The following is a 25,171-nucleotide window of genomic DNA, read 5'->3' on the forward strand; positions in this document are numbered from 1 at the left end:
TAAAAAGCCGCATTGCTGCGGCTGTTGAATGAAGATTTTCATAAGTTTTACTTACCGATGGCAGCGGTGTTTTTTCTCGCATTTGACAAGAATTTTTTCGCCCGGATGCAGGATAATGACGATAGGGCGATGGCGATGATGTTTTTTCATGACCTTAACACCTCCCTGCAATAGCTGTAGAAGATCTTATGTACAAGAATGCCAAGGTGTATGGACATTCAGGGGGAGGCATCAGCGGGTTTCCTACTTCATCCTGTACTTGCTTCTAGGTGTTACCCATTTGAGAGGAATCAATATCTAAAGATGGGTCGCAAATTTGAACTTTAACCAATTGCAATCATTCGATCAATGGGGAGTCTGGCGCGTTGACGGATTGTTTCAGAAACAGAAACAACATGTTGATTTTCTTTTAAGGATTCTAAGACTTTAGGCAAAGTTATCATTTTCATAAATGGACAGACGGCTGAGCGGTTTGCGGCGATGAAGGTTTTGTTTGGATTTTCCTTTTCCATCTGATGAAGAATTCCAGTTTCAGTTGCGATGATGAATTGGCTGGAGGGAGAATTTTTTGCCCTCTCCAGCATGCCGCCCGTCGATAATAGATGAGTTCGCTCTTTTGGAAGTTGACCTTCTGATAATAAATACATGCTGGAAGTCGAACATCCGCATTCTGGATGGATCAATAATTCTGCATCAGGATAGTCTCTAAACACGTTGTCTACGTCTGCGGGGGAGATTCCTGCATGTACGTGACACTCCCCCATCCATATGTGCATATTTTTACGACCTGTGGCGCGTTGTACATAAGCCCCCAAAAACATATCGGGTAAAAATAAAATCTCTTTCTCTTCAGGTATACTTTCTACAACTTTGATAGCGTTAGAAGAAGTGCAGCAATAATCACTTTCTGCCTTGACTTCTGCAGATGTATTGATATAAGACACAACTGCGGCGTCGGGATATGCTGATTTCCAATTGCGGAGATCGGCGAGTGTGATTGAATCAGCCAGAGAACAGCCTGCGTGAATATCGGGCAACAGGACAGTCTTGTCTGGATTCAGAATAGCGGCTGTTTCAGCCATAAAATGAACGCCACAGAAGACAATCACATCAGCGTATGTTTGAGCGGCTGCTCTTGCGAGTGTTAATGAATCCCCTAGAACATCTGCAATATCTTGAATTTCTGGTAATTCGTAGTTGTGGGCAAGAATGATAGCGTTGCGTTTTTCTTTCCATTCCATAATCTCATATCGTAAAGAATCTTGATCATTTACAGAGGACATCAGGGTGGCTCCTTAGATATCAGTTTTCATATAGCTGAGATCATCTTTTCTCTACTTCAAAACGGTGAACCATTCATCATGGGATGAAACTTACTACATCAAAGATTTATTCAAATCAAGAAGTGATTATACTGAAGTATATACAGTTGTATTCTTGTTGATCAACTGTTTTATTTGGATTGAACATAGTAGTATATACACATGTAAATATATAAAAATAAAGATAGGCTAGTTTTCAGAAATGATCGATGAGATTGATTCATTTTCATTCAATCTGGGAGGTATATGGATGTACATCAACGAGACCACAAAAATGTTGATTCGAATGGCGCTTGCGGAGGATATAGGTAGAGGAGATTGTACAACCGAATCTGTGATTGATTCTCATCTCCACGCTCAAGCTTTGATCTTTGTAAAGCAACCTGCACGAATTGCTGGATTACCAATCGTTGAGGCAGTATTTTCTGAACTTCATCCAGAAGTGAATGTTCATCACTTGGTAGAAGATGGAGAAGAACTGAAAAGTGAGAAAAATGCAGTTTGTCAAGTGGAAGGTCCGGCTCGCGCTCTATGCATGGCTGAACGTACAGCGCTTAATTTTTTAGGACGTCTTACGGGAATTGCTACATATACAAGTTTAGCCGTTAAACACTTAGAAGGTACAGGGACCCAATTGCTAGATACTCGCAAAACAACTCCTGGTTGGCGTTTGTTAGAAAAATATGCGGTAAAAATGGGCGGAGGACAAAATCATCGTTATGGTCTGGATGATATGGTTCTTATAAAAGATAACCATATTGCTATCTGTGGAAGTATCACTTCAGCAGTTCAGAAAGTACGCGCTAGGGTCGGGATGTCCTTCAAAATAGAGGTAGAAGTTGATACCTTGGAACAATTGAAAGAAGCGTTAGAGTTAGAGGTTGATATGATCCTGCTAGATAATATGGATATCCCTACATTAAGACAAGCAGTACAACTAACGGATGGACGAGTAGAACTAGAGGCTTCTGGGAATATGACTATCCATCGATTGGCGGAGGTTGCTCGTACAGGCGTTTCCTACATATCCATGGGAGCTTTAACCCATTCTGCAAGCAGTGTAGATGTGGGCATGGAAATTGTATTTGTGTAAACGGTGAAACACTTTCATACCGAAGAGAGGCCATCGTGATGGAAACGTTAAAATATGATTTCGTTATTGTAGGAAGCGGACTTGCGGGCATCGCAGCTGCGTATCTGCTTAGTTCGCATGGCAGTGTACTGCTTCTCTCTAAAGATTTTCCTACGGAAAGCAATTCTTTTGCCGCCCAAGGAGGAATGGCAGCCGCTATTGGAATGGATGATAACGTAAACTTACATGCAAAAGATACATTAGAGACGGGGAATGGATTATCTGATCCAAGAGCTGTCCAATGCTTAGCAGAGACAGCTCCTCGTATCGTTCATTGGCTGCAAGAAATAGGAGTTTCATTTGATCAAAGCTCAACGGGACAGATTTCCTTAGGCTTGGAAGGTGCACATTCAAGACGACGGATATTGCATGCTGGGGGAGATGCAACAGGACGAAAATTGATGGAAGCTTTGATGGTCGCTTTGAAAGAACGACCTAACATTCATCAGCTGGTCAATATGCACGTTCTTACCCTCTTGCAAAATCAGAATGGGCGCGTGATAGGTGCAAGGGCACAGTTTGCAAATCGCACACAGGAAAAAATTGAATTTTATGCTAGACGTGCAGTCATTTTAGCCACAGGTGGAGTAGGGCAGTTATTTCAAAGAACAACCAATCCAAGAGGAGCAACAGGTGATGGACTTGTCCTGGCATATGATGCAGGTGCAAGTTTGCGCAATCTGGAATTTATTCAATTTCACCCAACAACCCTCTATTTTAATGGATTTCCCGCTTTTTTAATTTCCGAAGCTGTACGCGGAGCGGGTGGCATATTAGTAGACGATTTTGGAGAAGCCGTCATGAAAGATTATCCATTAAGAGATTTAGAAGCGCGTGATTTGGTGGCTAGGAAGATTTATCAGCGTATGCAAGAAGGCAGACATGTATATCTGGATTGTCGCCACATCCAAAATTTTCAACAAAAATTCCCCAATATTTTTGCCAGATGTATATCTTATGGAATTCATCCTACCCGAGATCTTCTGCCGGTTTTTCCTGCAGCCCATTTTATGATGGGCGGAATAGCTACTGAGATGAATGGTCAAACAGATGTAGAAGGTCTTTACGCGATAGGCGAAGTCGCTTGTACAGGGGCGCACGGAGCCAATCGATTAGCCAGTAATTCTTTATTGGAATGTTTGGTGATGGCATTTGCTTTAGACGAACATTTCCGCTCTGAGAACAACGAAGAAAGTGAAGTTAACGTTTCCTTAACCCAGTATCAAATGGAAAGAATTCCAGATAGCCAGGAACTGTTAGACCAAGTCCAAAAAGTAATGTGGAAAGCAGTGGGTATCGTTCGTGATCAATGCTCTTTGGATAAGGGTTTGAAAACCATTGTTGAACTTCAGCAAAAACATCCGCAATCTGGTCTTCTTTGTACAGCAAGATGGATTATAGCATCAGCGATTTCTCGGCAGGAAAGCAGGGGAGCACATTTCCGTGAAGATTTTCCTGTCCCCGATCCTCGGTTACATCATGTGGATACTTGGCTGCGTCGAGAAGATTTCCCTTCCATTTATAAAGATGCATGCGATGATTTTAATATCTCACAGAAGAATCGGCGTCTATCAGTCGTAATGGCAGAAGTTTGACATAACATTAAATATCCCGTCATGGTATCCGCTTCATGCGCGGGTGAAATTTAAGGGAAAGGAACCATGCGCATGTCTTTGCAAATTTTGTTCCGCCAAATGGATATTCAGATGGCACAGGAAAATTGCGGGGTATTTGTGGGACAAATTCATGTTTCTGGACTGGATTCCAGTGGAAAACAGAATATTGTTCATGACTCAATGCTCGGCAGTGTAAATTATTTGTATCAAAATGTTCAAATTGTAAATGACAGAGACATTTTTGTAGATGGTTTCATCCAAGACCAGGATATGAAACCGCAATGGAGTAAAACGCAATGAGTCAGCAAAATCAGTTACCGGAAATTATTGTAAAAGTGGGCTCTATTAGTGATAATTCTGGCGTATATATATCTAATCAAAACGTCATTCTGGGTATCAGCAATCATTCTAAAACGAATAGCGGGATAGGTTCTATAGATTCCCACAATGCGCTTTTGGGCAATTTAAGCATCGTTTATGACAATGACGGAATTGATACCCCGATTGACGATCGCGATGTGAAAATCTATCAGTCACAGCCGGATGCTTCTGAGAAGATGACGCAGATTGCATTTGATAGTATCCAAGTGTTGAGTATATCGCAGAATTCGGGAGTATTTGTAGGAGATGTGAAAATAACAGGACTTGATTCTCATGCGAAGCAAAATTTAGCACGCGGAGCCACGAGTGGCAATCAAAATGTTGAAGCGAAAAACGTCAATTATATTGAAGATGCAGATTTTGTGGACGGAGTGATTTTTGATCAGGATTTTAAGGCGCTCATTCGCTAGGAGGTTCCTCTCCATGCCAAACATGATTTGTATTGGTGCAATCAACATCAATTGTCCCCAACAAAATGCAGGGGTGTTTATTGGCGAGATTAACTGTGGCGGTTGGGATGCAAATCAAAAGCAAAATCAGGGATTCGGTGCTTTGAACGGTTTATTTAACTTTGTATGTTTTCAGTCGGCCTATCTTTATGACAATTTTGAGTTGATAGATGGTTTGATGAACGATTCGGACTTCAAGCCGCTGATAGGGATGAATATCTAAAGAAAGCGAGGTTGGTTTCATGCCGGTCTTTGTAATGATAGGAAATATTAATTCCAGTACACCACAGCAAAATGCCAACGGCATTTTGGTTGGCGAGTTTAATTTCAGTGGTTGGGATGCCAATATGAAATACAACGCAGCTTATGCGGGTAATTACGGCGTGTTTAATTTTAGTAATGGTTTATACAATATGTTGAATGATGGGTTTGAAGGTATAGATGGTGTGATCAACGATCAAGATTTCAAACCGGATATGGGAGGGAATATGTAAGAAATAGGATTGTTGTTGTGCTCCCCGAAGGCAGATTGCTATCACAAACAACATGTGTCTATGGGGAGCACATTCGATAAGATACTGGCAAAATCCTCAGTTAATCGTGATAAGTGACTTGCAAGAAAACAACGTCATCTTGCGCTGTCAATCTGGTTTCACTTCCTACGGGAATCATCCAGGCAGCAAAATGTTTCACAGCGTGTGCAGGAAGAGTGTCCCACTCCATAAATGCCGTCCCAGAGACCATGATGATGGTTATGGGGGATTGGATTGGCGCGATGGTGTGAACAGTGTTAGCCTTCAATTGAACGCGATCGATATGAAAAAATGGACAGTCGATAAGAACTTCGACATGATTTCTCTCTTGCCGGTAAGGTTTGAGCGCTTGATGAGATAGTTGAGTATTGTAAGATAAAACATCAGCCGCTTTATCCACATGCAATTGGCGCGGTTTTCCACTCGTATCAGTTCGATCCCAATCATAGACACGGTAAGTGACATCGGAGGTTTGTTGAACCTCAAGCAGGACTGTGTCAGCTAGCAATGCATGCAATGTCCCCGCTGGTACATAGACTAAATCTCCCTCACAAATCGATTGATAAATGAGATATTCACGCACTCGTTTAGACTTTACGGCTTGGATATATTCCTCACGATTCTGAAAGCGGTGTCCATAAATCATTTGTTGGGATGCCGGGCTATTCAGGATGTACCAAGCTTCGCTTTTACCATAATCTTTTTCATATTGAAGGGCATAGTTGTCGTCAGGATGAACTTGTACAGACAAATCCTGCCGCGCCTCAATCAACTTGATCAGGATTGGGAAACGAGGTTGCGGAGAGTGCCCTAAATAAGCGTCTGGGTATTTTTCTGTCAGTTCCTGCAATGTTTTTCCTGCTAAAGGACCATTTTCTACTACACTTAGAGCATTTGGATGAGCCGAAAGCAACCAGTATTCACCGATTGGGTGAGACAAATGTTCTACAGAGAAGTGTTTTTTCATGGTGTGTCCACCCCAGAGGCGTTCTACTGGAATGGGACGAAATTGGACTGGATAAGGCTTCATTGGTTACAGTCGTCTCCTTTTGGGTTCCTGGACGTAGAGGCTAACTCTATTCGATCATTTTACAGGAAAATAAGAATGGGCTGTATGAAATTTTCAATATTTGGGTGTTTTGCAAGTGCGTAATCTCATGCTTAGGAATACGATTGAGATGGAGGCGTATCGAGTCTATTGGAATTGAGAGTAGATTGGGCGAAGGGATTATTGCAGGGAGTATGACAATTAGAAAACATCGCCATACTTGAAGCGTCACAGTCAACTTTCGACATCTTAGCATCGAATCGCGCCAAAGGAAGGACGTGTGAACGTGTACAGCGTAGAATTGCAGACTAGAGCAGCGTTCACGGAATTGTATCATTTTTTGAGTGGCAAGGGTTTGCGTCTTTCTGTGGTAAGCAGAGGTGAACCGTCACAAGATACGTTAAGGCTCTTTTTTACACATCCTGATGAGATCGCTGTATTGCTGTCTACTTTTTTGTGCGAAATATGGAAACCGTTGTACCTGAGGCACTTGCTTACCATCAAAGCACCTTGTCTGGAAGCTGATGAACTCGAGTATATTTCGCTTTTAGTTCTCCACGAAGTACGTCGAAATGAGATACAAACGCAACACGAAACGCTGAATATACAGGAAGCCATTATGCAGTCCATCCATTATGCGCAAGAAGCATCGGTACCAATTATGTTGGATATGATTGCGCGCTTTCGTTTTCAACAGAATTTACAACTTGTGGAATGGGAAATTGATCATCAACTACAACAATTTTTTTCTGATCGTGAATATGCGGAGTCTGTAGAAATTCTCCGTTTGATTCTTGATGAACAGCCGCAACATTTGGAAACTTTCGATGTTTATATTACAAACCATCATATATGGATATGCAATCAGACAGGTGAGTTGGTACGTGATCGAGAAATGACTCAAGCACTGATGCGAGCGTCAGCTTCGGAAGAGATTCATCCTGAAGATTTCGCTATGAGTCTCCTGATTACGAAATCTCCTCAGTGGATAAAAATTCATAATTTAGCGCACAATCAACAATATCCAACCTTTGCTGAGACACTCAAGCGAGTATTTCGTGAACGTGCCATTTTTTGCGGCGGTTGTTCTACTTGTCAACTCCTTCATCAACAGCAAATTGTGTTTTTTCGCACTCCGGGCGACATGGAGACTTGACACTTGACATTCGTTTGGCATAGGATATCGAAAATAGGATGATCATCAACGGAGCACTGAAGAAAGACGAGCTTTTCATTCTCGGACATTCAGAGATTTCTCGCCGCGGCTGAAAGCGTGAAACCAGCAGAGTGAAAAGACACCACTTTCTGAGCTTCTGGCAGGGAGAGAGGCTGTATAGGCCTAAACTCGAAATGCTGGACGGGGCGTACGTTATACGCACAAAGTGGCAGTTTGAAAAGGGCTGCAATTTTGGGTGGAACCACGGAAACCAAGCGTTTTCGTCCCATGGGGACGGAGCGCTTTTCTTTTGTGCGCCCGGCATGGGCGTTGTCTCTACGGTGAGAGTCCGGAATGGTGAAGGTAGCAGTAGCCATTAGCTTAAGCCAAGGGTGTCCACCGTGAGGTGGAATCTGAAGGAAGGCGGCGGCAAACCTCCGACCCGAGGTTCACGAACTCCAATCGAGGCTAGCGACAGTTGGGTGAGTCTGCAAAACAAGACAAAGCCCTTGCTACCGAAGGCTGTCGAGAGTAAATGGAGCGGGTAGATGGAGGGAAAGACAACGTTCTTACCCGGGGAGGTCTGTCCGGCACGCCAGCGATGCTGGTAAGCGTTTCTGAAAGGAAACGTTGAACGGACAGAAGTCAGCAGAGGTCATACTACCTGCAAGGGGACGCCCAAGCAGGGAAGGACTGAACATGATTGTGAGGGTTGTTCATGGCAAGTTCGAGAGAGAAGCAAAGACAGCCGAATATCCCACGAGGGAGCTATCCTCAGGAGGAAGTGGTGAATCCACGGGGGACTGAGGAAGCGCCGAGTTTCTCTCCGGCACGACCCAATGAACCAGTCCGCGAGGAAAGTTGTATTGACCTGATGGAACAGGTAGTAGAGCGGGAAAACCTACTCTCAGCGCTACGCCGTGTGGAGAAGAATAAGGGAGCTGCCGGTGTCGATGGAATGGAGATAAAATCCCTTCGTCCATTCCTGATGGAAAACTGGGGGCGTATCCGAAGCGAACTCCTTCATGGAACCTACCAACCATTGCCCGTACGTCGAGTCGAAATCCCGAAGCCAGACGGTGGCGGCAAAAGGATGTTGGGAATACCAGCGGTGCTAGATCGCCTGATCCAACAGGCACTTCTGCAAGTATTGACACCCATCTTTGACCCAGAATTCTCATGGTACAGTTATGGTTTCCGCCAGGGGCGCAATGCCCACCAAGCGGTCAATCAGGCACAGATGTACATTGCCCAAGGCTACCGCTATGTTGTGGACATGGACTTAGCTCAGTTCTTTGACCGGGTGAACCACGACATGCTTATGGCACGAGTGGCTCGCAAGGCAAGAGACAAGCGAGTTCTGAAACTGATTCGTGGATACCTAAACGCAGGTGTCATGGAACACGGCGTATGTGTCTCTACCGAAGAGGGCGTTCCACAAGGCGGTCCACTCAGTCCATTACTCGCCAACATTATGTTGGATGACTTGGACAAAGAACTGACGCGACGCGGACACCGCTTCGTCAGATATGCCGATGACTGCAACGTGTACGTGAAGAGTCGCCATGCAGGAGAAAGGGTCATGGAAAGTGTGCGCAGATTTGTGGAAGAGCGACTCAAGCTTAAAGTCAATGTGGATAAGAGTGCAGTAGACCGACCGTGGAAACGCAAGTTTCTTGGGTTCTCATTCACACCTAACAAAGTGCCGCGAATTCGAATAGCACCAAAGTCACTGAAGCGATTCAAGGACAAGGTCAGACAACTTACCTCGCGAAGTCGGGGACAGTGCATGGAACAAAGACTCGATTGGCTCAACGCATATCTAAGAGGGTGGGCAGGCTACTACCGCCACGCTCAGACCCGTAGTGTGTTCGAGGACTTAGACAAGTGGATACGTCACCGATTGAGAATGTGCTTCCTTAAGCAATGGAAGAAACCTAAGACAAAGCGACGAAACCTCGTCGTCCTTGGGATTCCCGAGGAATGGGCAGTCCTGATAAGCGGTTCACGCAAGGGCTACTGGAGACTCTCAAATACCCCACAAATGAATAAAGCCCTCGGTCTTGCCTATTGGCGTGACCGAGGACTGGTTAGCTTAGTTGAGCGATACGATGTGATTCGTTCCACAACATGAACCGCCGTATACCGAACGGTACGTACGGTGGTGTGAGAGGACGGGGGTTAGTCACCCCCTCCTACTCGATTGTCAAAGCTGTCCAATGGGATTGGCTTCAGATGAAAATAAAAATGCAAAAAAAATGGAGGTAACGATGTTGGAACACCAAATTACGCTCAAAGACGGTCAACAAATTGCGGTGGAGAGCGGTACCACCTTGCAACAACTTGCTATGCGCCTCTCTGCCCGGCTTGGCAGAGAGGCAGTAGTGGCTAAAGTGAATGGTCATTGGATGGATTTGCAGCGCACTGTTCATGAAGACGCTGTAGTCGAGTTTTTTACTCTAGCAGACGCAGAAGGTTTGGAAGTTATGCGCCATTCCGCAGCTCATGTAATGGCGCAGGCAGTAGCAAGACTGTTTCCAGGTACCAAGTTTGCCATTGGACCCGTGATTGAAAATGGATTCTATTACGATTTTGCCGATCACGATTTTTCTCCTGAAGAGTTTTCTGCTATAGAAACTGAAATGCAAAACATTATTCGCGAAAATCTACCTATCATTCGAGAAGAAATTAGTCGTTCCGATGCGCTCGAATTTTTTCGAACCCGTGGCGATCGTTTCAAGGTAGAAATTATTGAAGACTTGCCTGCGGATACGACACTGACACTCTATCGACAAGGCGAATTTGTCGATCTTTGTCGAGGCCCGCATCTTCCATCTACAGGCTATATTAAAGCCTTCAAAATTATGTCCTTGGCGGGAGCTTATTGGCGAGGAGATAGTCAACGAGAGATGTTGACCCGTTTATACGCAGTAGCGTTTGCAAAAAAATCTCAACTGGAAGATCATTTAAAATTTTTGGAAGAAGCGAAGCAACGCGATCACCGTAAACTTGGCAAGGAGCTAGAACTATTTATGTTCTCTGAAGATGCTCCGGGTATGCCGTTTTATTTGCCAAATGGATTGGTTATTCGCAATGAGTTAGAAATATTTGAACGGCGTTTGCAAGTTGAGGCCGGATACCAGGAAGTCCGCACACCAACGCTGATGAATCAGCGGCTCTGGGTCGAATCAGGCCATTGGGATCATTACAAAGAGAACATGTATGTCTCGGAAGCTGACGATGAACTTTATGCGCTCAAACCGATGAACTGTCCTGGACATATGTTGATTTACCGCAATAAACTGCGCTCTTATCGAGAATTACCGTTGCGCATAGCAGAGTACGGTCATGTACACAGACATGAATTGCGCGGAACACTCGGTGGTATGATGCGTGTGCGGGCGTTTACGCAAGATGACGCTCACATCTTTTGCCAACCGAATCAGATTGGCAGAGAGATTGAGAATGTGCTTGAATTAGTCTCTAAAATCTACGGCGTGTTTGAATTCCCTTATCATATCGAGCTATCCACTCGTCCAGAAAATTCTATGGGTTCGGATGAACTGTGGACAGAAGCTGAGTCAGCTTTGCAGGCAGCTCTTGATGGAGCGGGTGTTGAGTATCGCATCAATCCGGGGGACGGGGCATTTTACGGACCTAAAATCGATTTTCACATTCGTGATGCGATTGGACGTACATGGCAGTGTGCAACAGTCCAATTGGATTTCCAATTACCAGTGCGTTTTGATTTGGAATACGTCGGTGAGGATGGAAAAATGCATCGTCCGGTGGTTATCCATCGCGCAATCTTTGGGTCTATCGACCGTTTTTTGGGAATTTTGACGGAACATTTTTCGGGAGCTTTCCCGGCTTGGCTTGCTCCTGTACAAGTACGTGTCGCTAGTGTCGCTGAAGAATTTTCAGGCTATGCTCAAGAAACGGCGGAGTTTCTCTCTCAACGTGGTTTTCGAGCAGAAGCGGATGTTCGGCCAGAGAAGATTGGCTATAAAATTCGTGAAGCTCAAGTGCGCAAAATTCCATACACACTGGTTGTGGGTGAAAAAGAACGGGATAATGGCAGTGTATCGGTAAGAAGGTATGGAAAAGGAGATATGGGTCCCCTACAATTGTCCGAGTTTGCTGAAATGCTCGCTCAAGAGATTGCAGAGAAAAAATTGTTGGTATGATGTTTTTTTTGTGAATTGCTGCTATAATGGTATTGTGTGTTTACACGTAATTCTAAAGAAGAAGCGCTCGCTTCTCACCTGGCTGGTACGGCTGGCGGGTTGAAGAATTGTTGATTTGCGATTATTGGGTGCAAATAAACAAGAGCGCGGATGATTGCCGCGCTTTTTTTATGGCGGGCTTGAATTCATCCGGAGGTGACAGCAGATTAGCAAAGAAGAGTATCAAGTCAATGATGGGATACGCGCCAGAGAAGTGCGGGTAATTGACGAAAACAACAATCAGTTGGGGATTATGCAGTTGCGTGATGCTCGCCGTTTGGCTGAAGAACGCAGCTTAGATCTCGTCAATGTGGCGCCTACGGCGAAGCCGCCCGTTTGCCGCATCATGGACTATGGCAAGTTCAAGTATGAACAGAGCAAGAAGGAAAAAGAAGCTCGTAAAAATCAAAAAGTTATTCTGCTCAAGGAAATTCGCATGACCCCGAATATTGAGGAGCATGACTTTCAGGTTAAGCTAAAAAATGTAATGAAGTTTTTGGCGGATGGGGATAAAGTGAAAATTTCTGTTCGCTTTCGTGGAAGAGAAATTACACACGCTTCTCTCGGTCAGCAGTTGTTGATGAAATTTGCTGAAGCCGTCAAAGATTCAGCAACGGTTGAACGCGTTCCTCGCCTTGAGGGACGGAGCATGATTATGATTCTGGCGCCCAAATCGTCCACTTAAAATGAAGAGGCTCTCGGCAAGTTGTATAGAGTGGTACGACTTGATGTAGGAAGTAAGCGGAACAGTAAAATCTATACCATGTTTTTTGATGAATAGATGAAATCCGCCGCCCGGCGGTGTACTGCAGGTTGCGGCGGGTTTACATGGTTTGGGAGGAAACGAATATGCCAAAAATGAAGACTCATAGTGGTCTCTCCAAGCGAGTAAAGCGTACTGGCAATGGCAAACTGAAGCGAGCCCACGCTTTTGCGTATCATAAAGCCGAAGTGAAGTCGGCAAAACGCAAGCGGACTTTGCGGGGGACGACACTTGTCTCTCCATCAGATGTCAAGCGTATTAAACATTTGGTCAGCTATCTTTAATTAGTTTTGGAATGAATTTAGATTGGACAACCCCATACGCACTCGATAGCGGAGTGAGGTTTGCAGATTCGCTGTGAGGCATCTGAGGAGGAAGTTGGAAAATGGCAAGAGTAAAGTCTGGTAAAGTCACTCGTCGTCGTCATAAAGCGATTTTGAAACTTGCGCGTGGTTATCGCGGTTCTAAACATCGTCTGTATCGTACGGCTAAACAGCAGGTTATGAAATCTCTCGTATACGCGTACCGTGATCGTCGAGTCCGTAAACGTGATTTTCGTCGCCTTTGGATTCAACGTATTAATGCGGCTGCGCGTCAGAGCGGTTTATCTTACAGTAAGATGATGCATGGATTGAAATTGGCAGGTATAGAAGTGAATCGCAAGATGCTAGCTGATTTGGCTGTGACAGACGGTGCGGCCTTTGCTGAATTGGTCAAGGTTGCGCGCGCTAAGATAGAGGCGTAATCAACCGTCGGTCAACACACATTGCAACACTAAGGTCAACCCGGCTTTTGAGCGTTCGGTGAATTTGATCCGAACCGTCTCTTTGTGGCCGGGTTTTCTTTCTTCATTTTGGTGGGGAGATGAATCAATGACCGTACAGTATATCGAGTCGCCGCAAAATCCAAAAATTCGCTCTTTAGCTCGCTTAAAGAAAAAAAACGAGCGTTGGCAAAAGCGTCGCTTTTTGGTAGAAGGTGAGCAACTCGTTCGAGATTTATTGGAAAGTGAACTATGCATCGAGACACTGGTTTTGCTCTCCACTCGGCAGAGAGATTTTTCCGCACTCGAGTCACTGTCTGGCTATAAGAAAATTGAACATGTATGGGAAGTATCTGAACAAGCTTATGCTCTCGTCAGTGATACAGAATCTTCACAGGGTATTTTGGCTGTTGCTGTCTGGCCGGAAGAAAAAACTCGCCCTCAATATCCTGAACATGTTCTACTCTTAGATGGGCTACAAGACCCTGGGAATGTCGGTACACTGATTCGCAGTGCGGAAGCGTTTGGCGTTCAAGAAGTATGCTGTGGAATAGGGACTGTTGATTTTCTTTCTCCAAAAGTGGTACGCGCTGCAATGGGTGGATTGTTTCGGCTATCGGTTGTGGGAGAAGCATTGTCGGTTTATATTGAAGAATGGAAGCGTTGCTATCCTGGAGGTCACGTGATTGCTGCTCAAGCTGATGCTGAAAGAATGTGCCATGATGTTTCTTTAACTGCTCCAACTCTCTTGGTCATTGGCAGTGAAGCGCATGGAATTTCGGCTAGCCTTTTGCATTTGATTGATGAAACGTTGTCTATTCCCATGCAGAAAACAGTAGAGAGTCTCAATGCTGCAATGGCTGGCAGTGTTCTTCTGTATGAAATGTATCGTCAACGTCTAACTCAAATCCTTTAGTGGGTTCCCACAGCAAGTAAGGATTTGATAATGGAGGAAACTAATGTGATATTGAGAGAATCCGCTTATATCTGGATTGCTCCGCTGGTGGCTATGGTCACTGCCCAGGTACTGAAGCCTATTCTCATCATGATTCAAGCTCGCCGTTTTGATTGGCAGCGTATGCGGCAGTCTGGCGGTATGCCGAGTTCACACACAGCTTTGGTGGTTGCTTTGGTTGTTGAATTATGGCTACGTTATGGCGGTCAAAATCCAGTTTTGGGATTAGGCTTGTTTATTGCCATCATTGTCATGTACGACGCAGCTGGGGTGCGCTGGCAAACTGGTCGTCAAGCCGCTGTGTTAAATCGATTGCTGCACGATTTAAAAGGGCAACACGCTTTGCTCCATTCTCAAAAAAATGTGAACCAGGGAAGTGGGCAAGGTCGAGTGGATTCTACAAACTGGAAAACCAACAAAATACCAGCTATGCGGATTGCAAAATTGCCTTGGTGGCTGACAGATTGGCCCGTACTGAATGAACATGTTGGCCATAGGCCAATTGAAGTACTCGGCGGCGGTGTGGTGGGGCTTGTAGTAGCCTTACTATTGCACTAATATTTTCAAATGAGTCGTGGTATTGCAGCAGTCTGGCGTCTGTAAACTGTCCTATTCGCATATCTCTATGCTATACGTATCGTCATAGAGAAGGGCTTAGCCTTTTTAAAGGCTGCTAAGACCTGCGAAAGCGAGGTTTTGCCAGTGCAGTTTCACCAGTGGGCTGCTTACGCACCCTACCGCAGTCCGTACGATCCTTGTCCCGGCAGGGGATTTGTTCGTTTTGTCATTCCACCCAACCAGTGGATAACCGTACAACCTACGCAATTGAAACAGTATTCTCCTCAACAGGCACTTCGCCACGGAGTACTGTGGCCCGACTTGTTCAGCCCCTATCCTTACCATGATGGCAAAGGGGGGCGATGAGTATGTCAGTTTCCTCCCAATACTATCACTATTTGCAGGAGTTGCAGGCTGTCGATTTTGTACTGGTTGATTTGACCCTCTATTTGGATACGCATCCGAATGATTCAGCAGCACTGGCTCAATTTCAGCAATTTCAAAAGCGTAAAGCCAATTTAATGAGTCAGTTTGAAGCCAAATTTGGTCCTCTTCAACAGTATGGCAACAGCCCAACAGGTGAGAGCTGGGCGTGGTCGAATACGCCTTGGCCCTGGCAAATTTGAAGAGAATATCGTGAAATGTTGAATGGCAGGAGCGCTAGCTGCTGCCTATTTTTATATTGTCTTTCTTGAAGAAAATGTAAACTTTTTCTATGAGGCGCAAAATCCACTTTTCAACCGTAGGATGCCTTACGGACATCTTGCTTGAAGAGGGGGAAGCGTGTCATGATGAGACATATCCCATCCTATTTGGAGCGAAAAAAAAGCAAGCGGAGAAGTGAAGGGTATTTTAACTGGGATACAATAGGTCAAACTCAGGTATGGGTAGGAGAGAATGGTTACCTGAAGGTCGTGGTCGTGCCATCATTGGGCGGCAAAATCGTCTCACTGTCAACAGTCAACGGCCGTGAGTGGTTATATCCAGCCAATGGTCATATGGAAAATTCAGGATATGATAGTATAGTTGAGATGGGTGACGCACGTGGTTGGGACGAGTTGTTTCCAAATCTGGATGCGTGCCACGTCGATAAATTTCCCTGGCAAGGTGTGATTCTGCCCGATCACGGTGAGGTTAGGTCGTTGCCGTGGCAAGTGCAGGAAGCTCGTGCAGAAGAGTTGGTATTGTCCGTGCACGGTGTGAGACTCCCATACACGTTGACGAGATCCTTGCGATTGGTTGCTGAGGATACTCTGCGTCTTGAATATTTACTGGAGAACCATTCACCGTTTGAGATGCCATATTTTTGGTCAGCCCACCCTTTATGGACGGTCAGGCCGGGAGATAGAATTGAACTGCCAGATAGCGCTCAGCAATTCAGGGTTGCGCATTCCACTGACTCTGAGCTCTTACCAGAGACAGTCTGCCGCTGGCCCAATCCGGAGACAACAGAAAAGTATCATCTCGATAAACCAGGCTGTTCGTTGAAACCATATGCCCATAAAATTTACTTCGTCAATCCAATCCCGGAAGGTTGGGCAAGAATCGTCACTGCAGATGGCGGAGAGTCGCTTGAATTGCGTTACGATACTCAATACTGTCCTTATTTGGTGCTATGGCTGAATGACAAAGGTTGGAATAATCATCTCAATGTATCCATACAGCCTGCAAGTGGTATGTTGAATCCAATTCAATCCGCAAGGAAATTGTGGACCAGCACGAATGTTCCTGGGCTTGGCAAAGTTTCGTGGTGGGTAGAAATTACAGTCGTTCATCAGAGCGGATCGACTTAAGAGAAGGAATGATTTGATTGGCTACCAGAATTGACGTCGCAAAGCGAGCAGGCGTTTCGCCTACCACTGTCTCACGAGTCATCAATGACAATGGTTACGTAGCTGCTGACGTACGTAAACGAGTTTTAGAGGCAATAGAATTTTATCATTACGTACCGAATAAGTTTGCTCGTGTTTTGCGAACGCGGCAAAAGAAAGAGATAGCGTGCATTACGCATAGTATCACTAATCCTTTTTATGGAGAAGTAGTTTTGGGGATTGAAGAAGTAGCCTTTCAAAATGGTTATACCTTTTCTCTCTATAACGCTAATTTTCACGATCGCGATTATCGCCGTGTGCTGGAAGAAGGTTTTTATGGTGGATTAATTGTGCTTTCACCTGTAGAGTTAAGCAAATTTGTCCGCCTTGAACAGGTGAAAGAAGCATTGCCGACAGTGGTTTATTGGGATTGGCGAGGAGAAGCGCCTGTTCCGGCTGTCTATGTTCAATTGCAAAACGCTATGCGAGAAATGGTTCATTTTTTATTGTCGCAAGGTCATCGGGAGATTCTATTTCTTGGTCATGATTCATCTCAGGAGTGGGAAAATCCAAGACTTTTTGGCTATCGGCAAGCGATGCAGGAAGCTGGCCTGGATGCTGAGAAGCATGTCACGTTAATACCAGAGTGGCAAGACTCGTTGCAAACAGGGTATACAGTAATGAAAAAAATTTTGCAAAGTAAGCAAGGTTTTACGGCAGTTGCAGCCTCAACAGATCTTTTGGCCATCGGTGCTATGCGTGCATTGCAAGAAGCGGGTTTGCGAGTACCAGCAGATGTATCTGTTGCAGGTGTAGACAATCTTGAGATTTCAGCGCTTGTCACACCTTCTTTAACAACTGTTCACCTGCCAAAGCGAGAGATTGGTCAGCGATTGATGCAATTGCTCTTGCAACAAATACAAGGAGTTTCCCATTCCCTGAAAGATATTTTTCCTTATCAACTAATGGTCAGGGAGTCAGTAGGAGCGTTCCGTCCTTCTTCATCTGTACACCCATGCTGAACTAAAGAGCATCGGTCAGGACAGGATCTGTTCATCTCCGTTATTGGATGGTGAGCAGGTCCTATTTGCCGTGTCCCATTTTTCTTAGGATGCGTAAGGTAGCATAGATGAGGAGTCATTTGGCAAAGGATGTGTTGCTTTGGAAAAATTAGTGGATATTGTTGTGGTGAGCTACAATACGCGTTCGCTCCTTTTAGAATGTTTACAGTTGATTTATAAACACACTTCTCTACCATTTCAAATTTATGTGGTGGATAACGGCAGTCAGGATGGGTCAGTACAGGCTTTGAAGAAGAACAGTTTTCCTCATCTGCAAGTATTAAGAAATACTCGAAATCTCGGCTATGCACGTGCATGCAATCAAGGTATTTTGCAGGGGAACAGTCCTTATATCGTTTTATGCAATAGCGACGTGATGGTGCAGGAAGGATGGCTTGAACCCTTAATGGCATGTATACAATCTGATCCTAACATAGCCGTTGTGGGACCTAAAATGATAGATGGACAAGGAAGAATTACAGCGGCTGGAGTATTTGGCACTGTTTTTGATCACCAACCTCGAGGTTATTTAGAACCCAATGGACTCCATCTCTACAATGAACAAGAAGATTGTCTCAGTGTCTGTGGCGCACTGTACATGATACGCAGAGATTTGTTGTCCGAACTGGGCTTGTTTGACGAGAACTACTTTTTTTACTTCGAAGAAACTGACTATTCGATAAACGCTCGCTGGCATGGATACAGGGTGGTTTATTGTCCGCAAAGTGTGATTCGTCATGATGTTGGCGGGAGTAGTCGAAATCACCGTCAACTGCGGCAATGGTTTGAAAACAGTCGAAACTATTTTGAAAAGAAATGGAAGACAAATTGGGCAGAACACCCAGGAGAGGAAGTAGGAATATGGCAGGCAGGAAGTCATCAGGAAACAAATTGACCGCCATGATGCAAGTTAAAAATGAAGCTCATCGCTATCTGCGTATGGTTCTTAATGATTTATCGGAATATGTAGATGAAATCGTAATTTTGGATGATGGGTCTACCGATGAAACGGTAGAGATATGCAGGTCCTATTCCAAAGTGGTTTCACTCGCTACTTCCAATGAATCCATGTTTGGAGTCAATGAACGAAACTTGAAAATGAAGCTTTTTTATCGCACTCTGGCCACGAAACCTGACTGGATTCTAGCTATTGATGCAGATGAAATGTTTGAAGAGAGATTTAAACAAGAGGTTCGTTCTATGATCAATCAAGCACGATGGGATTGGTACGCATTCCGCTTCTATCATTTTTGGCATTCTATGACGCACTACAGAGTGGATAAATTATGGGCTCCCGTACAATATGGTCCGAGGCTGTTTCGCTATCTTCCCGGATCAAAATATACATGGAATCCGCAAGCTTTACACGGTGGCAGTATTCCTCAGAATGTCATAGCCGATTTTCCAGGCAAAAAATCAGACCTTCGCATTCGTCATTTTGGGTATGCTGGAACTCTCGAAGAAACGAGACGCAAATACGAGTTTTACATTCAGCGCGATCCCGATTCAGAATTTTGTCCACGTGAACACTATGAATCTATCCTGGATGAGAACCCTGTCTTGGAAGCATGGGTAGAGTGAATTGATCAGGCGGATGAGGAATTCGGAGAGTCTATTTTGGAATATATCCAACGACTGTCCCATTCATTGATTCAATCATTGGAATAATGTAAAAGAAAAAAATTTACTTTCAAGGAGAGTTGAACATGGTCAAACTGGAAGTGCAATCGTTGCAACATTTTCCGCGCTTTCGAAGAAGAGTAAAGATGAAGATTAAGCATCTTGAACATGTTGTCCACAGAATTCAAAGAGAACTGGCAGAAGAAAGAGTTCGATTGCGGCACTTAGAAGGCGAAGTTCATGAATTGACAGGGCGTATACCAGGACGCATGTTCATTGAAGGACAAATTGTAGCTTTAGAACAACAAATTCGTTTTATTAGGCAGGCATTGGAAAGTGGCTTAGCAGCTAACCCAGCCTTGCGCAGTTTTTTTGAACAACACAAAGGCTCGACGGTCACTGTTGTTACACCTTCCGGCAGTTTGACAGGTACAGTTCAAATTGCAGGTATCAATGCAGTGCAATTAATAGAACAGAATAGTGATGTCGTGATAGTTCCGTATAGCAAAATCAGCGCTGTTTATGCATAAGGAGTGAAGACAATGACATTTCAAGAGATGGTAAGGAAATTTATTGGCAACCAAATCGAAGTTGCAGTTAACCCGTCGTATTATGAAGGAACGTTGAAAGAAGTAACAGAAACGGTCATTGTTATTGAAGAATCTACAGTGTATGGCCAGTCAACTGAGGTAATATTGAACGATGCACAAATTGATTATGTGCGTGTGTTGGCGTAAAATTTCCAATTCTCAGGAACAAAAGGTTGGATTTGGCGATTTGGGTACTGGCTAAAATATGCACTGAAAAGCGATGAATAAAGATTTTTTGCTTGTTGGCTGTTACTTTTTCGATGCAGGACGCGATGATAGAGCACGTCATTGCAACGAGCAATTTGATATTGTTGGAGGAGAACGGTTGTCAGAAAAGCATCTTCAAAAAAGCGGCCTTCAGCATAAGCTAGCCACTCTGACCAACCTCTTGCCTGTTCCACTGCTGAGCGGCGATAACATCGAGGAATAGGAACTGAAGCGCGTGTAGGCAATATGAAAATAGGGTAAGCTGCCATGGCTCGACGATAGACCATGCCTCTGGCCTTGTCGAAAGACCATAATGTATAAGATGATGTGAGTAAGGCCACGTCCTCCGGAAGATGGGAAAAGTATTGAAATACTTTGGCGGCCGCTTCAGGGGCAAGCCAATCGTCATCGTCAAGTTCTATCCAGATATTTGCACGTGCTATATTTCTAGCCTGTTCGAGCGCCCAAGACTTCCCACGGTTTTTTTCTAAGTGACAAGCAGTTATTCTAGAGTCTTGAAATGATTGTAAGACTTGTTTGGTTTCATCGGTCGATCCGTCATCAATTACTAAACACTCCCAATCCGGAAAAGTTTGATTGATGACGGATTGCAAAGCTGTTCTCAAAGAAGATGAGTGGTTATACGTACAGAGTAAGATGCTGATTTTAGGAGCGATTTTTGAAACAGTCAATGATAGTCCTCCTCTCTATAGTTTAAAATGACATATAGAGCATTTTCCGGACGGTTTTAGTCTATGCCTGATTAGCTTGCACTGGTGAAAATGTAATGGTTTCGACAATGGACAAGCGTTAGAGGCATATGCTTGACGAATCGCAGACATTCTCATAGCATTACGGGAGAATTGAATGTGTAAGATTTGCTGGTACTCCGTTGTGAGCCAGTGATTTATGATTTGGCGTAAAGGAGTACGGTCAAAATGGGATTTTTTTTGGTGCTTGGTGGTGCCAGAAGTGGTAAAAGCGCATATGCAGAACGTTTAGCTGAAGGTTTAGCCCATCGCCATTCACTCAATGTGACTTATGTGGCAACCGCACAAGCCAGTGATAAAGAAATGCTGACACGTATTGATCGCCATCGCCAAGAGCGTCCGGATACTTGGGAAACTGTAGAAGTGCCTCTTTTATTAGAACAATGGCTGAAAACGTGTGAAACGTCGAATGTGTTGCTCATTGATTGTTTGTCTTTATTGTTGAATAATTGGATGTTTCTGGATGGTTGTGACGAGGGTGAGATACGTCGACGCAGTGAAAATTTGCTTCTTGCTATGAAGGAACGGAAGCAACCGGTAGTTATCGTCTCTAGTGAAGTGGGACAAGGTATTGTCCCAATGGATTCTTTCACAAGACAGTATCGAGACAGTCTTGGTTGGATAAACCAAAGGATGGCCAGAGACGCTGAAAAAGCAATCTGGGTTGTGGCTGGAATCCCAATTGACTTAAAAAGTATAGAGGTTACTCTCCCATGAATTTATTTTTCATAACCTTTTTAGCGTTAGTTTTGGACAGGATTATTGGAGATCCGCATTGGATTCCGCATCCCGTTATTATTTTAGGCAAATATATTGCCTGGTTTGAGAAAAGATGGAATACCCCCGGTCATTCTCGACAGATGCAACGGATAAAAGGAATACTATTGACCTTATCAACTCTTTTGATAGCTTCTGTTCCATTCGCTTGCCTACTTTTTCTTCTCTACCACTACATATTCTGGTTAGCTGTAGCCATCAATGTTTTCGTCATTGCTACGACTATCGCCTGGAAAGGTTTGGAGGATGCTGGATGGGGCGTTCTGCACCGATTGCAAAAGGAAGGACTAGATTCCGCGCGTAATGAGGTTGCCAAAATTGTCGGTAGGGATACTGAAAATCTGTCAGAAGTCGAAGTATTGCGAGCAACTGTCGAAACGCTTGCGGAAAATATTGTAGATGCCATTGTATCGCCCGTTTTTTACGCTTGTATAGGTGGAGCTCCGCTGGCGATGCTTTATCGTGCAACTAATACGCTGGATTCTATGGTCGGTTATAAAAATGAACGATATCAAGAATTTGGCTGGGCCTCAGCCCGGTTTGACGATTTTCTCAATTTTATCCCGGCGCGGTTTACGGCTGTGCTTTTGTGGATAGCTATTGGATTAACAGGAAACAATGCGCGTCAGGCATGGAAAATAATGTTTCGCGATGCCCGTAAACATCCCAGTCCAAACAGTGGAATCGCTGAGTCCATGGTAGCGGGTGGTTTAGACCTACAGTTAGGGGGCGTGAATTATTATGGGGGTGTTCCATCCCATCGCGCTCTGCTTGGGAATCCCACTCGTTCTTTGGAATCCAAAGATATTGTACGTGTGATTCGCATCATTCAAGTTACATGCCTTATCTTGCTGATGTTGACTTCACTTGGAGGAGTTCTGATATGGCGATTGTGAGATGGCTCCTTCTGGCTTTTCAATTTACAACCATTGTACCTACGCCTGAAATTCACAACGTTTCTGAACAAGATATTCGCAAAAGTGTAGTTTGGTTTCCAATCATCGGAGGGTTATTGGGGGGTGTCCTCTGGCTTTCAGATTGGTTTTTCTCCAGATATTTGTCCTCAATGGCAGCGAGTGCGATATCGCTTACGCTCTATACATGGCTCACCGGAGCTCTCCATTTAGATGGTTTGATGGATACAGCTGATGCACTAGGTAGCAGACGCTCTCGTGAAATTGCGCTCGAGATTATGAAAGACAGCCGTATTGGTGCCATGGGGGCAGTGGCGGCACTCTTATTGTTGATAGGCAAGTTTTCTGCTTTATCTAGTTTATCTCCTCCCTATTTGGGTTATTTTGTGGTTGTCCCCATGTTCTCCAGATTGAGTATGGTATGGTCCATGGCGTTTTTCCCTTCAGCTCGTCAGGAAGGACTAGGATGGTTTTTTTCTCGAAAACTTCCTTTTTGGGTGACCTTGGCAGCCACATGTATGACATTGTTGTTATCTGTTTTGCTCTTGCCTATCCAGGAAGTCTTTTGGTTATGGCTTGTTTCCGTGTTCGTCGTTTTACTTTTTAATGGATGGATGTTCAAAAAATTTGCTGGCAACACAGGTGATACCTATGGGGCTTTAAATGAAATCGTTGAATGGGTTGGGTGGATGTTACTCGTATTTTTCAATCGTTAGGAGAGATTGTCCATGCATGGAGGGCGAATTTATGAATATGCAGAGCAGAGTGGCAGAAGCTTGACAGAACTGCTTGATTTCAGCGCTAACATTAATCCACTTGGTCCTCCAAGCAGTGTGATGTCTGCAATTCAGGATGCATTAAAAGAAATTCGTCATTATCCAGACGCGCGTCAATCTCGAGTCATTGAAACCATACGCAGCAAATACGGCTTATCAGAAGATTATGGAGTATTTTGCGGGAATGGAGCTTCAGAGATCCTTGATTTAACTATCCGGTCACTCAGTCCGAAACGCGTCTGGATTCTGGAACCTGCCTTTTCCGAATATCGTCAGGCAGCATATCGAGCGGGCGCAAAAGTGATGGAAAAAACAATCGGAAATACTTCTTTGCAGAATACTCTCTTGGAAATTGTGGACTCTTCCATGAAGGGAGATTTGCTAATTATCAATAACCCGCATAATCCAACAGGATATTGTTGGCGCCAGGAAGAATTCTCGGCTTCTTTGCCCATGCTCTGTAGAAAAGAAGTTACAGTACTTTTGGACGAATCGTTTATGGACTTTCGATTGGATGAAGAGAACAGGACATTGATGCGTCAGGTGATCCACCTGCCCAATTTGGTTGTGGTTCGATCCGCCACTAAAATGTATGCCATTCCAGGACTGAGATTTGGTTATGGCATCGCCCATCGAGAATTGTCTAATCGAATCGAGCATAACCGAGACAGATGGAGTGTCAATCATCTTGCTCAAGCAGCTGCAACAGCAGCTTACCAAGATAGAGCATTTTCTGAAGCTACCTGGAATTGGCTGTCCCATGAACAGCAGTATATTTTAGCTACTTGGGGCAGCTCAAATGCTGGACATCTGTTTATGCCAAGCGTGAATTATTTTCTATTTCGTTTCCATGAAAACATACCTGTGCACAAAATATTGAAACGTCTTGAAGCAGAAGGGATATTTGTTCGGCGCTGTCATGACTTTGCTACGTTGTCAGAAAGGTATATACGAGTAGCTATTCAGACACATTCTGCAAATGAGAGCTTATGGAACGCATTGAATCAAGCATTACAAGCTTTTTAGCGGTTGTCAATCAGCAGAAAAGAGTCATTCTTTCGTTCAACTCGTGTGATGGTACCATGACGAGGTTGCCAATGCCTAAAACGACCTAATGAATCTCCATGCAGAGTAGCTAGCCAGAGTCCTAACAGACCACCGTGTGTCACAACACAAATATGACCATGAGGATGGCGTGAGCAGATCTTATTCAGAGCTGTATGGAACCTTTGCAATGCTTCGCTTCTTCGTTCCCCACCTGGAAACGCAAAATCGGTAAGAGACTCGTCTAGTGCTTCATCGAGTAAAGAACGATAACGTTCGTAGGCGAGAAAGGAAGACATACCATCAACGATACCAAGGTTTATCTCCTGCAGTGAAGGACAAATTTGTACAGGTAATGAATGGTGTGTTTGAGCAATACATTCGGCAGTTTCCAGGCAGCGTTTGAGAGGACTAGTATACACCGTTTCTATTTCCTCATTCATTAATGTTTTTGCAACTTGATGGGCCTGCTCTATACCCTGTGGGTGCAAAGAAGGGTCCGTATGCCCGATGAGCGTATATTGGAGATTTTCTTCAGTTACGCCGTGTCTGACAAAGAACAGCGTAGTCATTTTCATTCACTCGCTTTCAATATCAAACTAACATGATGAAAAATCGTGATCGAACTTATTTTTGCTATGATAATTTGCATAGGTACAAACTATTTTCGCATATCCATCCCTGACAGTATCTGCAACG

30 protein-coding genes and 1 other annotated feature are annotated in these 25,171 nt (G+C 44.4%); of the genes, 26 read left to right on the forward strand and 4 right to left on the reverse strand.

The window, feature by feature from the left end; genetic code table 11:
- Window positions 1-323: 323 nt before the first annotated feature.
- The gene (gene nadA, locus FY534_RS04180; RefSeq protein WP_072874283.1) at window positions 324-1,283 is read right to left on the reverse strand and encodes a quinolinate synthase NadA; all 960 of its coding nucleotides are present in this window, start codon (window positions 1,281-1,283) and stop codon (window positions 324-326) included.
- Window positions 1,284-1,572: 289 nt separating this feature from the next.
- Between nadA and nadC the strand changes: the two genes are divergently transcribed.
- From nadC to FY534_RS04210, 6 genes are all read left to right on the forward strand, one after another.
- A complete protein-coding gene (nadC, locus tag FY534_RS04185) occupies window positions 1,573-2,415 on the forward strand; it encodes a carboxylating nicotinate-nucleotide diphosphorylase (protein WP_203115274.1) in 843 nt (280 codons plus the stop codon).
- 38 nt (window positions 2,416-2,453) lie between these two features.
- The gene (gene nadB, locus FY534_RS04190; protein WP_203115275.1) at window positions 2,454-4,049 is read left to right on the forward strand and encodes an L-aspartate oxidase; all 1,596 of its coding nucleotides are present in this window, start codon (window positions 2,454-2,456) and stop codon (window positions 4,047-4,049) included.
- 66 nt (window positions 4,050-4,115) lie between these two features.
- Window positions 4,116-4,370 (forward strand): hypothetical protein, encoded by a 255-nt coding sequence (locus FY534_RS04195; protein WP_072874280.1) that lies wholly within the window; start codon window positions 4,116-4,118, stop codon window positions 4,368-4,370.
- Window positions 4,367-4,861 (forward strand): hypothetical protein, encoded by a 495-nt coding sequence (locus FY534_RS04200; RefSeq protein WP_072874279.1) that lies wholly within the window; start codon window positions 4,367-4,369, stop codon window positions 4,859-4,861. Before FY534_RS04195 ends, FY534_RS04200 begins: the two co-directional genes overlap by 4 nt.
- Before the next feature lie 13 nt (window positions 4,862-4,874).
- Window positions 4,875-5,123 (forward strand): hypothetical protein, encoded by a 249-nt coding sequence (locus tag FY534_RS04205; protein WP_072874278.1) that lies wholly within the window; start codon window positions 4,875-4,877, stop codon window positions 5,121-5,123.
- A gap of 19 nt (window positions 5,124-5,142) precedes the next feature.
- Entirely contained in the window at window positions 5,143-5,394 is a 252-nt protein-coding gene (locus FY534_RS04210; RefSeq protein ID WP_072874277.1) for a hypothetical protein, read from the forward strand.
- Window positions 5,395-5,494: 100 nt separating this feature from the next.
- Here the strand turns inward: FY534_RS04210 and FY534_RS04215 are convergent, their stop codons facing one another.
- Window positions 5,495-6,463: a type I phosphomannose isomerase catalytic subunit gene (locus FY534_RS04215; RefSeq protein ID WP_072874276.1), complete on the reverse strand. Its 969-nt coding sequence runs from the start codon at window positions 6,461-6,463 to the stop codon at window positions 5,495-5,497.
- Window positions 6,464-6,767: 304 nt separating this feature from the next.
- Here FY534_RS04215 and ytxC point away from each other — a divergent pair, with 304 nt between their 5' ends.
- From ytxC to FY534_RS04295, 16 genes are all read left to right on the forward strand, one after another.
- Window positions 6,768-7,637: a sporulation protein YtxC gene (gene ytxC, locus FY534_RS04220; RefSeq protein ID WP_072874275.1), complete on the forward strand. Its 870-nt coding sequence runs from the start codon at window positions 6,768-6,770 to the stop codon at window positions 7,635-7,637.
- A gap of 718 nt (window positions 7,638-8,355) precedes the next feature.
- Window positions 8,356-9,771 carry a group II intron reverse transcriptase/maturase gene (ltrA, locus tag FY534_RS04225; protein ID WP_203114930.1) on the forward strand — a complete coding sequence of 472 codons (1,416 nt, stop codon included), beginning with the start codon at window positions 8,356-8,358 and terminating at the stop codon, window positions 9,769-9,771.
- A gap of 136 nt (window positions 9,772-9,907) precedes the next feature.
- Entirely contained in the window at window positions 9,908-11,824 is a 1,917-nt protein-coding gene (gene thrS / locus FY534_RS04230; protein ID WP_203115526.1) for a threonine--tRNA ligase, read from the forward strand.
- A gap of 49 nt (window positions 11,825-11,873) precedes the next feature.
- Window positions 11,874-12,001: a sequence feature (ribosomal protein L20 leader region), on the forward strand.
- Window positions 12,002-12,029: 28 nt separating this feature from the next.
- On the forward strand, window positions 12,030-12,548 hold the full coding sequence (gene infC / locus FY534_RS04235; RefSeq protein WP_072872737.1) for a translation initiation factor IF-3: 519 nt from the start codon (window positions 12,030-12,032) through the stop codon (window positions 12,546-12,548).
- A 164-nt stretch (window positions 12,549-12,712) separates the two neighbouring features.
- Complete coding sequence (rpmI, locus tag FY534_RS04240; RefSeq protein WP_072872736.1) at window positions 12,713-12,910, forward strand: 50S ribosomal protein L35; 198 nt, start codon at window positions 12,713-12,715, stop codon at window positions 12,908-12,910.
- A gap of 101 nt (window positions 12,911-13,011) precedes the next feature.
- Entirely contained in the window at window positions 13,012-13,371 is a 360-nt protein-coding gene (rplT, locus tag FY534_RS04245; RefSeq protein WP_072872735.1) for a 50S ribosomal protein L20, read from the forward strand.
- Window positions 13,372-13,498: 127 nt separating this feature from the next.
- The gene (locus tag FY534_RS04250) at window positions 13,499-14,305 is read left to right on the forward strand and encodes a TrmH family RNA methyltransferase (protein WP_203115277.1); all 807 of its coding nucleotides are present in this window, start codon (window positions 13,499-13,501) and stop codon (window positions 14,303-14,305) included.
- Window positions 14,306-14,350: 45 nt separating this feature from the next.
- Window positions 14,351-14,902: a divergent PAP2 family protein gene (locus tag FY534_RS04255; protein ID WP_238413657.1), complete on the forward strand. Its 552-nt coding sequence runs from the start codon at window positions 14,351-14,353 to the stop codon at window positions 14,900-14,902.
- A 144-nt stretch (window positions 14,903-15,046) separates the two neighbouring features.
- Window positions 15,047-15,268 carry a spore coat associated protein CotJA gene (locus tag FY534_RS04260; RefSeq protein WP_072872733.1) on the forward strand — a complete coding sequence of 74 codons (222 nt, stop codon included), beginning with the start codon at window positions 15,047-15,049 and terminating at the stop codon, window positions 15,266-15,268.
- Window positions 15,265-15,528: a spore coat protein CotJB gene (locus tag FY534_RS04265; RefSeq protein WP_203115278.1), complete on the forward strand. Its 264-nt coding sequence runs from the start codon at window positions 15,265-15,267 to the stop codon at window positions 15,526-15,528. The genes FY534_RS04260 and FY534_RS04265 overlap by 4 nt, the downstream gene beginning before the upstream one ends.
- Before the next feature lie 162 nt (window positions 15,529-15,690).
- Complete coding sequence (locus FY534_RS04270) at window positions 15,691-16,695, forward strand: aldose epimerase family protein (protein WP_203115279.1); 1,005 nt, start codon at window positions 15,691-15,693, stop codon at window positions 16,693-16,695.
- A 17-nt stretch (window positions 16,696-16,712) separates the two neighbouring features.
- Window positions 16,713-17,735 carry a LacI family DNA-binding transcriptional regulator gene (locus FY534_RS04275; protein ID WP_072872730.1) on the forward strand — a complete coding sequence of 341 codons (1,023 nt, stop codon included), beginning with the start codon at window positions 16,713-16,715 and terminating at the stop codon, window positions 17,733-17,735.
- A 139-nt stretch (window positions 17,736-17,874) separates the two neighbouring features.
- Window positions 17,875-18,669, forward strand: coding sequence for a glycosyltransferase family 2 protein (locus FY534_RS04280; protein ID WP_072872729.1), 795 nt, complete (start codon window positions 17,875-17,877; stop codon window positions 18,667-18,669).
- A complete protein-coding gene (locus tag FY534_RS04285) occupies window positions 18,636-19,355 on the forward strand; it encodes a glycosyltransferase (RefSeq protein WP_072872728.1) in 720 nt (239 codons plus the stop codon). The genes FY534_RS04280 and FY534_RS04285 overlap by 34 nt, the downstream gene beginning before the upstream one ends.
- Window positions 19,356-19,480: 125 nt before the next feature.
- Window positions 19,481-19,924: a hypothetical protein gene (locus tag FY534_RS04290; protein WP_072872727.1), complete on the forward strand. Its 444-nt coding sequence runs from the start codon at window positions 19,481-19,483 to the stop codon at window positions 19,922-19,924.
- A gap of 12 nt (window positions 19,925-19,936) precedes the next feature.
- A complete protein-coding gene (locus tag FY534_RS04295; RefSeq protein ID WP_072872726.1) occupies window positions 19,937-20,131 on the forward strand; it encodes a hypothetical protein in 195 nt (64 codons plus the stop codon).
- Here FY534_RS04295 and FY534_RS04300 read toward each other — a convergent pair.
- Window positions 20,110-20,883, reverse strand: coding sequence for a glycosyltransferase family 2 protein (locus FY534_RS04300; RefSeq protein ID WP_203115280.1), 774 nt, complete (start codon window positions 20,881-20,883; stop codon window positions 20,110-20,112). The genes FY534_RS04295 and FY534_RS04300 overlap by 22 nt on opposite strands.
- Window positions 20,884-21,129: 246 nt before the next feature.
- On the opposite strand from FY534_RS04300, the gene cobU reads away from it, so the two are divergent.
- From cobU to FY534_RS04320, 4 genes are read left to right on the forward strand one after another with little or no spacing between them, the layout of a single operon-like run.
- Complete coding sequence (gene cobU, locus FY534_RS04305; protein ID WP_203115281.1) at window positions 21,130-21,678, forward strand: bifunctional adenosylcobinamide kinase/adenosylcobinamide-phosphate guanylyltransferase; 549 nt, start codon at window positions 21,130-21,132, stop codon at window positions 21,676-21,678.
- Window positions 21,675-22,634 (forward strand): adenosylcobinamide-phosphate synthase CbiB, encoded by a 960-nt coding sequence (gene cbiB / locus FY534_RS04310; RefSeq protein WP_203115282.1) that lies wholly within the window; start codon window positions 21,675-21,677, stop codon window positions 22,632-22,634. The genes cobU and cbiB overlap by 4 nt, the downstream gene beginning before the upstream one ends.
- Window positions 22,622-23,368, forward strand: coding sequence for an adenosylcobinamide-GDP ribazoletransferase (gene cobS, locus FY534_RS04315; RefSeq protein WP_203115283.1), 747 nt, complete (start codon window positions 22,622-22,624; stop codon window positions 23,366-23,368). Before cbiB ends, cobS begins: the two co-directional genes overlap by 13 nt.
- Before the next feature lie 12 nt (window positions 23,369-23,380).
- Window positions 23,381-24,454, forward strand: coding sequence for a pyridoxal phosphate-dependent aminotransferase (locus tag FY534_RS04320; protein WP_203115284.1), 1,074 nt, complete (start codon window positions 23,381-23,383; stop codon window positions 24,452-24,454).
- Here the strand turns inward: FY534_RS04320 and FY534_RS04325 are convergent.
- Complete coding sequence (locus FY534_RS04325; RefSeq protein WP_203115285.1) at window positions 24,451-25,044, reverse strand: histidine phosphatase family protein; 594 nt, start codon at window positions 25,042-25,044, stop codon at window positions 24,451-24,453. The genes FY534_RS04320 and FY534_RS04325 overlap by 4 nt on opposite strands.
- Window positions 25,045-25,171 lie beyond the last annotated feature (127 nt).

The sequence above is a fragment of the Alicyclobacillus sp. TC genome, from assembly GCF_016804365.1.
GTDB lineage: Bacteria > Bacillota > Bacilli > Alicyclobacillales > Alicyclobacillaceae > Alicyclobacillus_I > Alicyclobacillus_I tolerans.

Bases quoted from the DNA above. Each gene is read 5' to 3' on its own strand.
- nadA (WP_072874283.1), bottom strand. From the start codon at position 1,283: ATGTCCTCTGTAAATGATCAAGATTCTTTACGATATGAGATTATGGAA.
- nadC (WP_203115274.1), top strand. From the start codon at position 1,573: ATGTACATCAACGAGACCACAAAAATGTTGATTCGAATGGCGCTTGCG.
- nadB (WP_203115275.1), top strand. From the start codon at position 2,454: ATGGAAACGTTAAAATATGATTTCGTTATTGTAGGAAGCGGACTTGCG.
- FY534_RS04195 (WP_072874280.1), top strand. From the start codon at position 4,116: ATGCGCATGTCTTTGCAAATTTTGTTCCGCCAAATGGATATTCAGATG.
- FY534_RS04200 (WP_072874279.1), top strand. From the start codon at position 4,367: ATGAGTCAGCAAAATCAGTTACCGGAAATTATTGTAAAAGTGGGCTCT.
- FY534_RS04205 (WP_072874278.1), top strand. From the start codon at position 4,875: ATGCCAAACATGATTTGTATTGGTGCAATCAACATCAATTGTCCCCAA.
- FY534_RS04210 (WP_072874277.1), top strand. From the start codon at position 5,143: ATGCCGGTCTTTGTAATGATAGGAAATATTAATTCCAGTACACCACAG.
- FY534_RS04215 (WP_072874276.1), bottom strand. From the start codon at position 6,463: ATGAAGCCTTATCCAGTCCAATTTCGTCCCATTCCAGTAGAACGCCTC.
- ltrA (WP_203114930.1), top strand. From the start codon at position 8,356: ATGGCAAGTTCGAGAGAGAAGCAAAGACAGCCGAATATCCCACGAGGG.
- thrS (WP_203115526.1), top strand. From the start codon at position 9,908: ATGTTGGAACACCAAATTACGCTCAAAGACGGTCAACAAATTGCGGTG.
- rpmI (WP_072872736.1), top strand. From the start codon at position 12,713: ATGCCAAAAATGAAGACTCATAGTGGTCTCTCCAAGCGAGTAAAGCGT.
- rplT (WP_072872735.1), top strand. From the start codon at position 13,012: ATGGCAAGAGTAAAGTCTGGTAAAGTCACTCGTCGTCGTCATAAAGCG.
- FY534_RS04250 (WP_203115277.1), top strand. From the start codon at position 13,499: ATGACCGTACAGTATATCGAGTCGCCGCAAAATCCAAAAATTCGCTCT.
- FY534_RS04265 (WP_203115278.1), top strand. From the start codon at position 15,265: ATGAGTATGTCAGTTTCCTCCCAATACTATCACTATTTGCAGGAGTTG.
- FY534_RS04270 (WP_203115279.1), top strand. From the start codon at position 15,691: ATGATGAGACATATCCCATCCTATTTGGAGCGAAAAAAAAGCAAGCGG.
- FY534_RS04285 (WP_072872728.1), top strand. From the start codon at position 18,636: ATGGCAGGCAGGAAGTCATCAGGAAACAAATTGACCGCCATGATGCAA.
- FY534_RS04290 (WP_072872727.1), top strand. From the start codon at position 19,481: ATGGTCAAACTGGAAGTGCAATCGTTGCAACATTTTCCGCGCTTTCGA.
- FY534_RS04295 (WP_072872726.1), top strand. From the start codon at position 19,937: ATGACATTTCAAGAGATGGTAAGGAAATTTATTGGCAACCAAATCGAA.
- cobU (WP_203115281.1), top strand. From the start codon at position 21,130: ATGGGATTTTTTTTGGTGCTTGGTGGTGCCAGAAGTGGTAAAAGCGCA.
- cbiB (WP_203115282.1), top strand. From the start codon at position 21,675: ATGAATTTATTTTTCATAACCTTTTTAGCGTTAGTTTTGGACAGGATT.
- cobS (WP_203115283.1), top strand. From the start codon at position 22,622: ATGGCGATTGTGAGATGGCTCCTTCTGGCTTTTCAATTTACAACCATT.
- FY534_RS04320 (WP_203115284.1), top strand. From the start codon at position 23,381: ATGCATGGAGGGCGAATTTATGAATATGCAGAGCAGAGTGGCAGAAGC.
- FY534_RS04325 (WP_203115285.1), bottom strand. From the start codon at position 25,044: ATGACTACGCTGTTCTTTGTCAGACACGGCGTAACTGAAGAAAATCTC.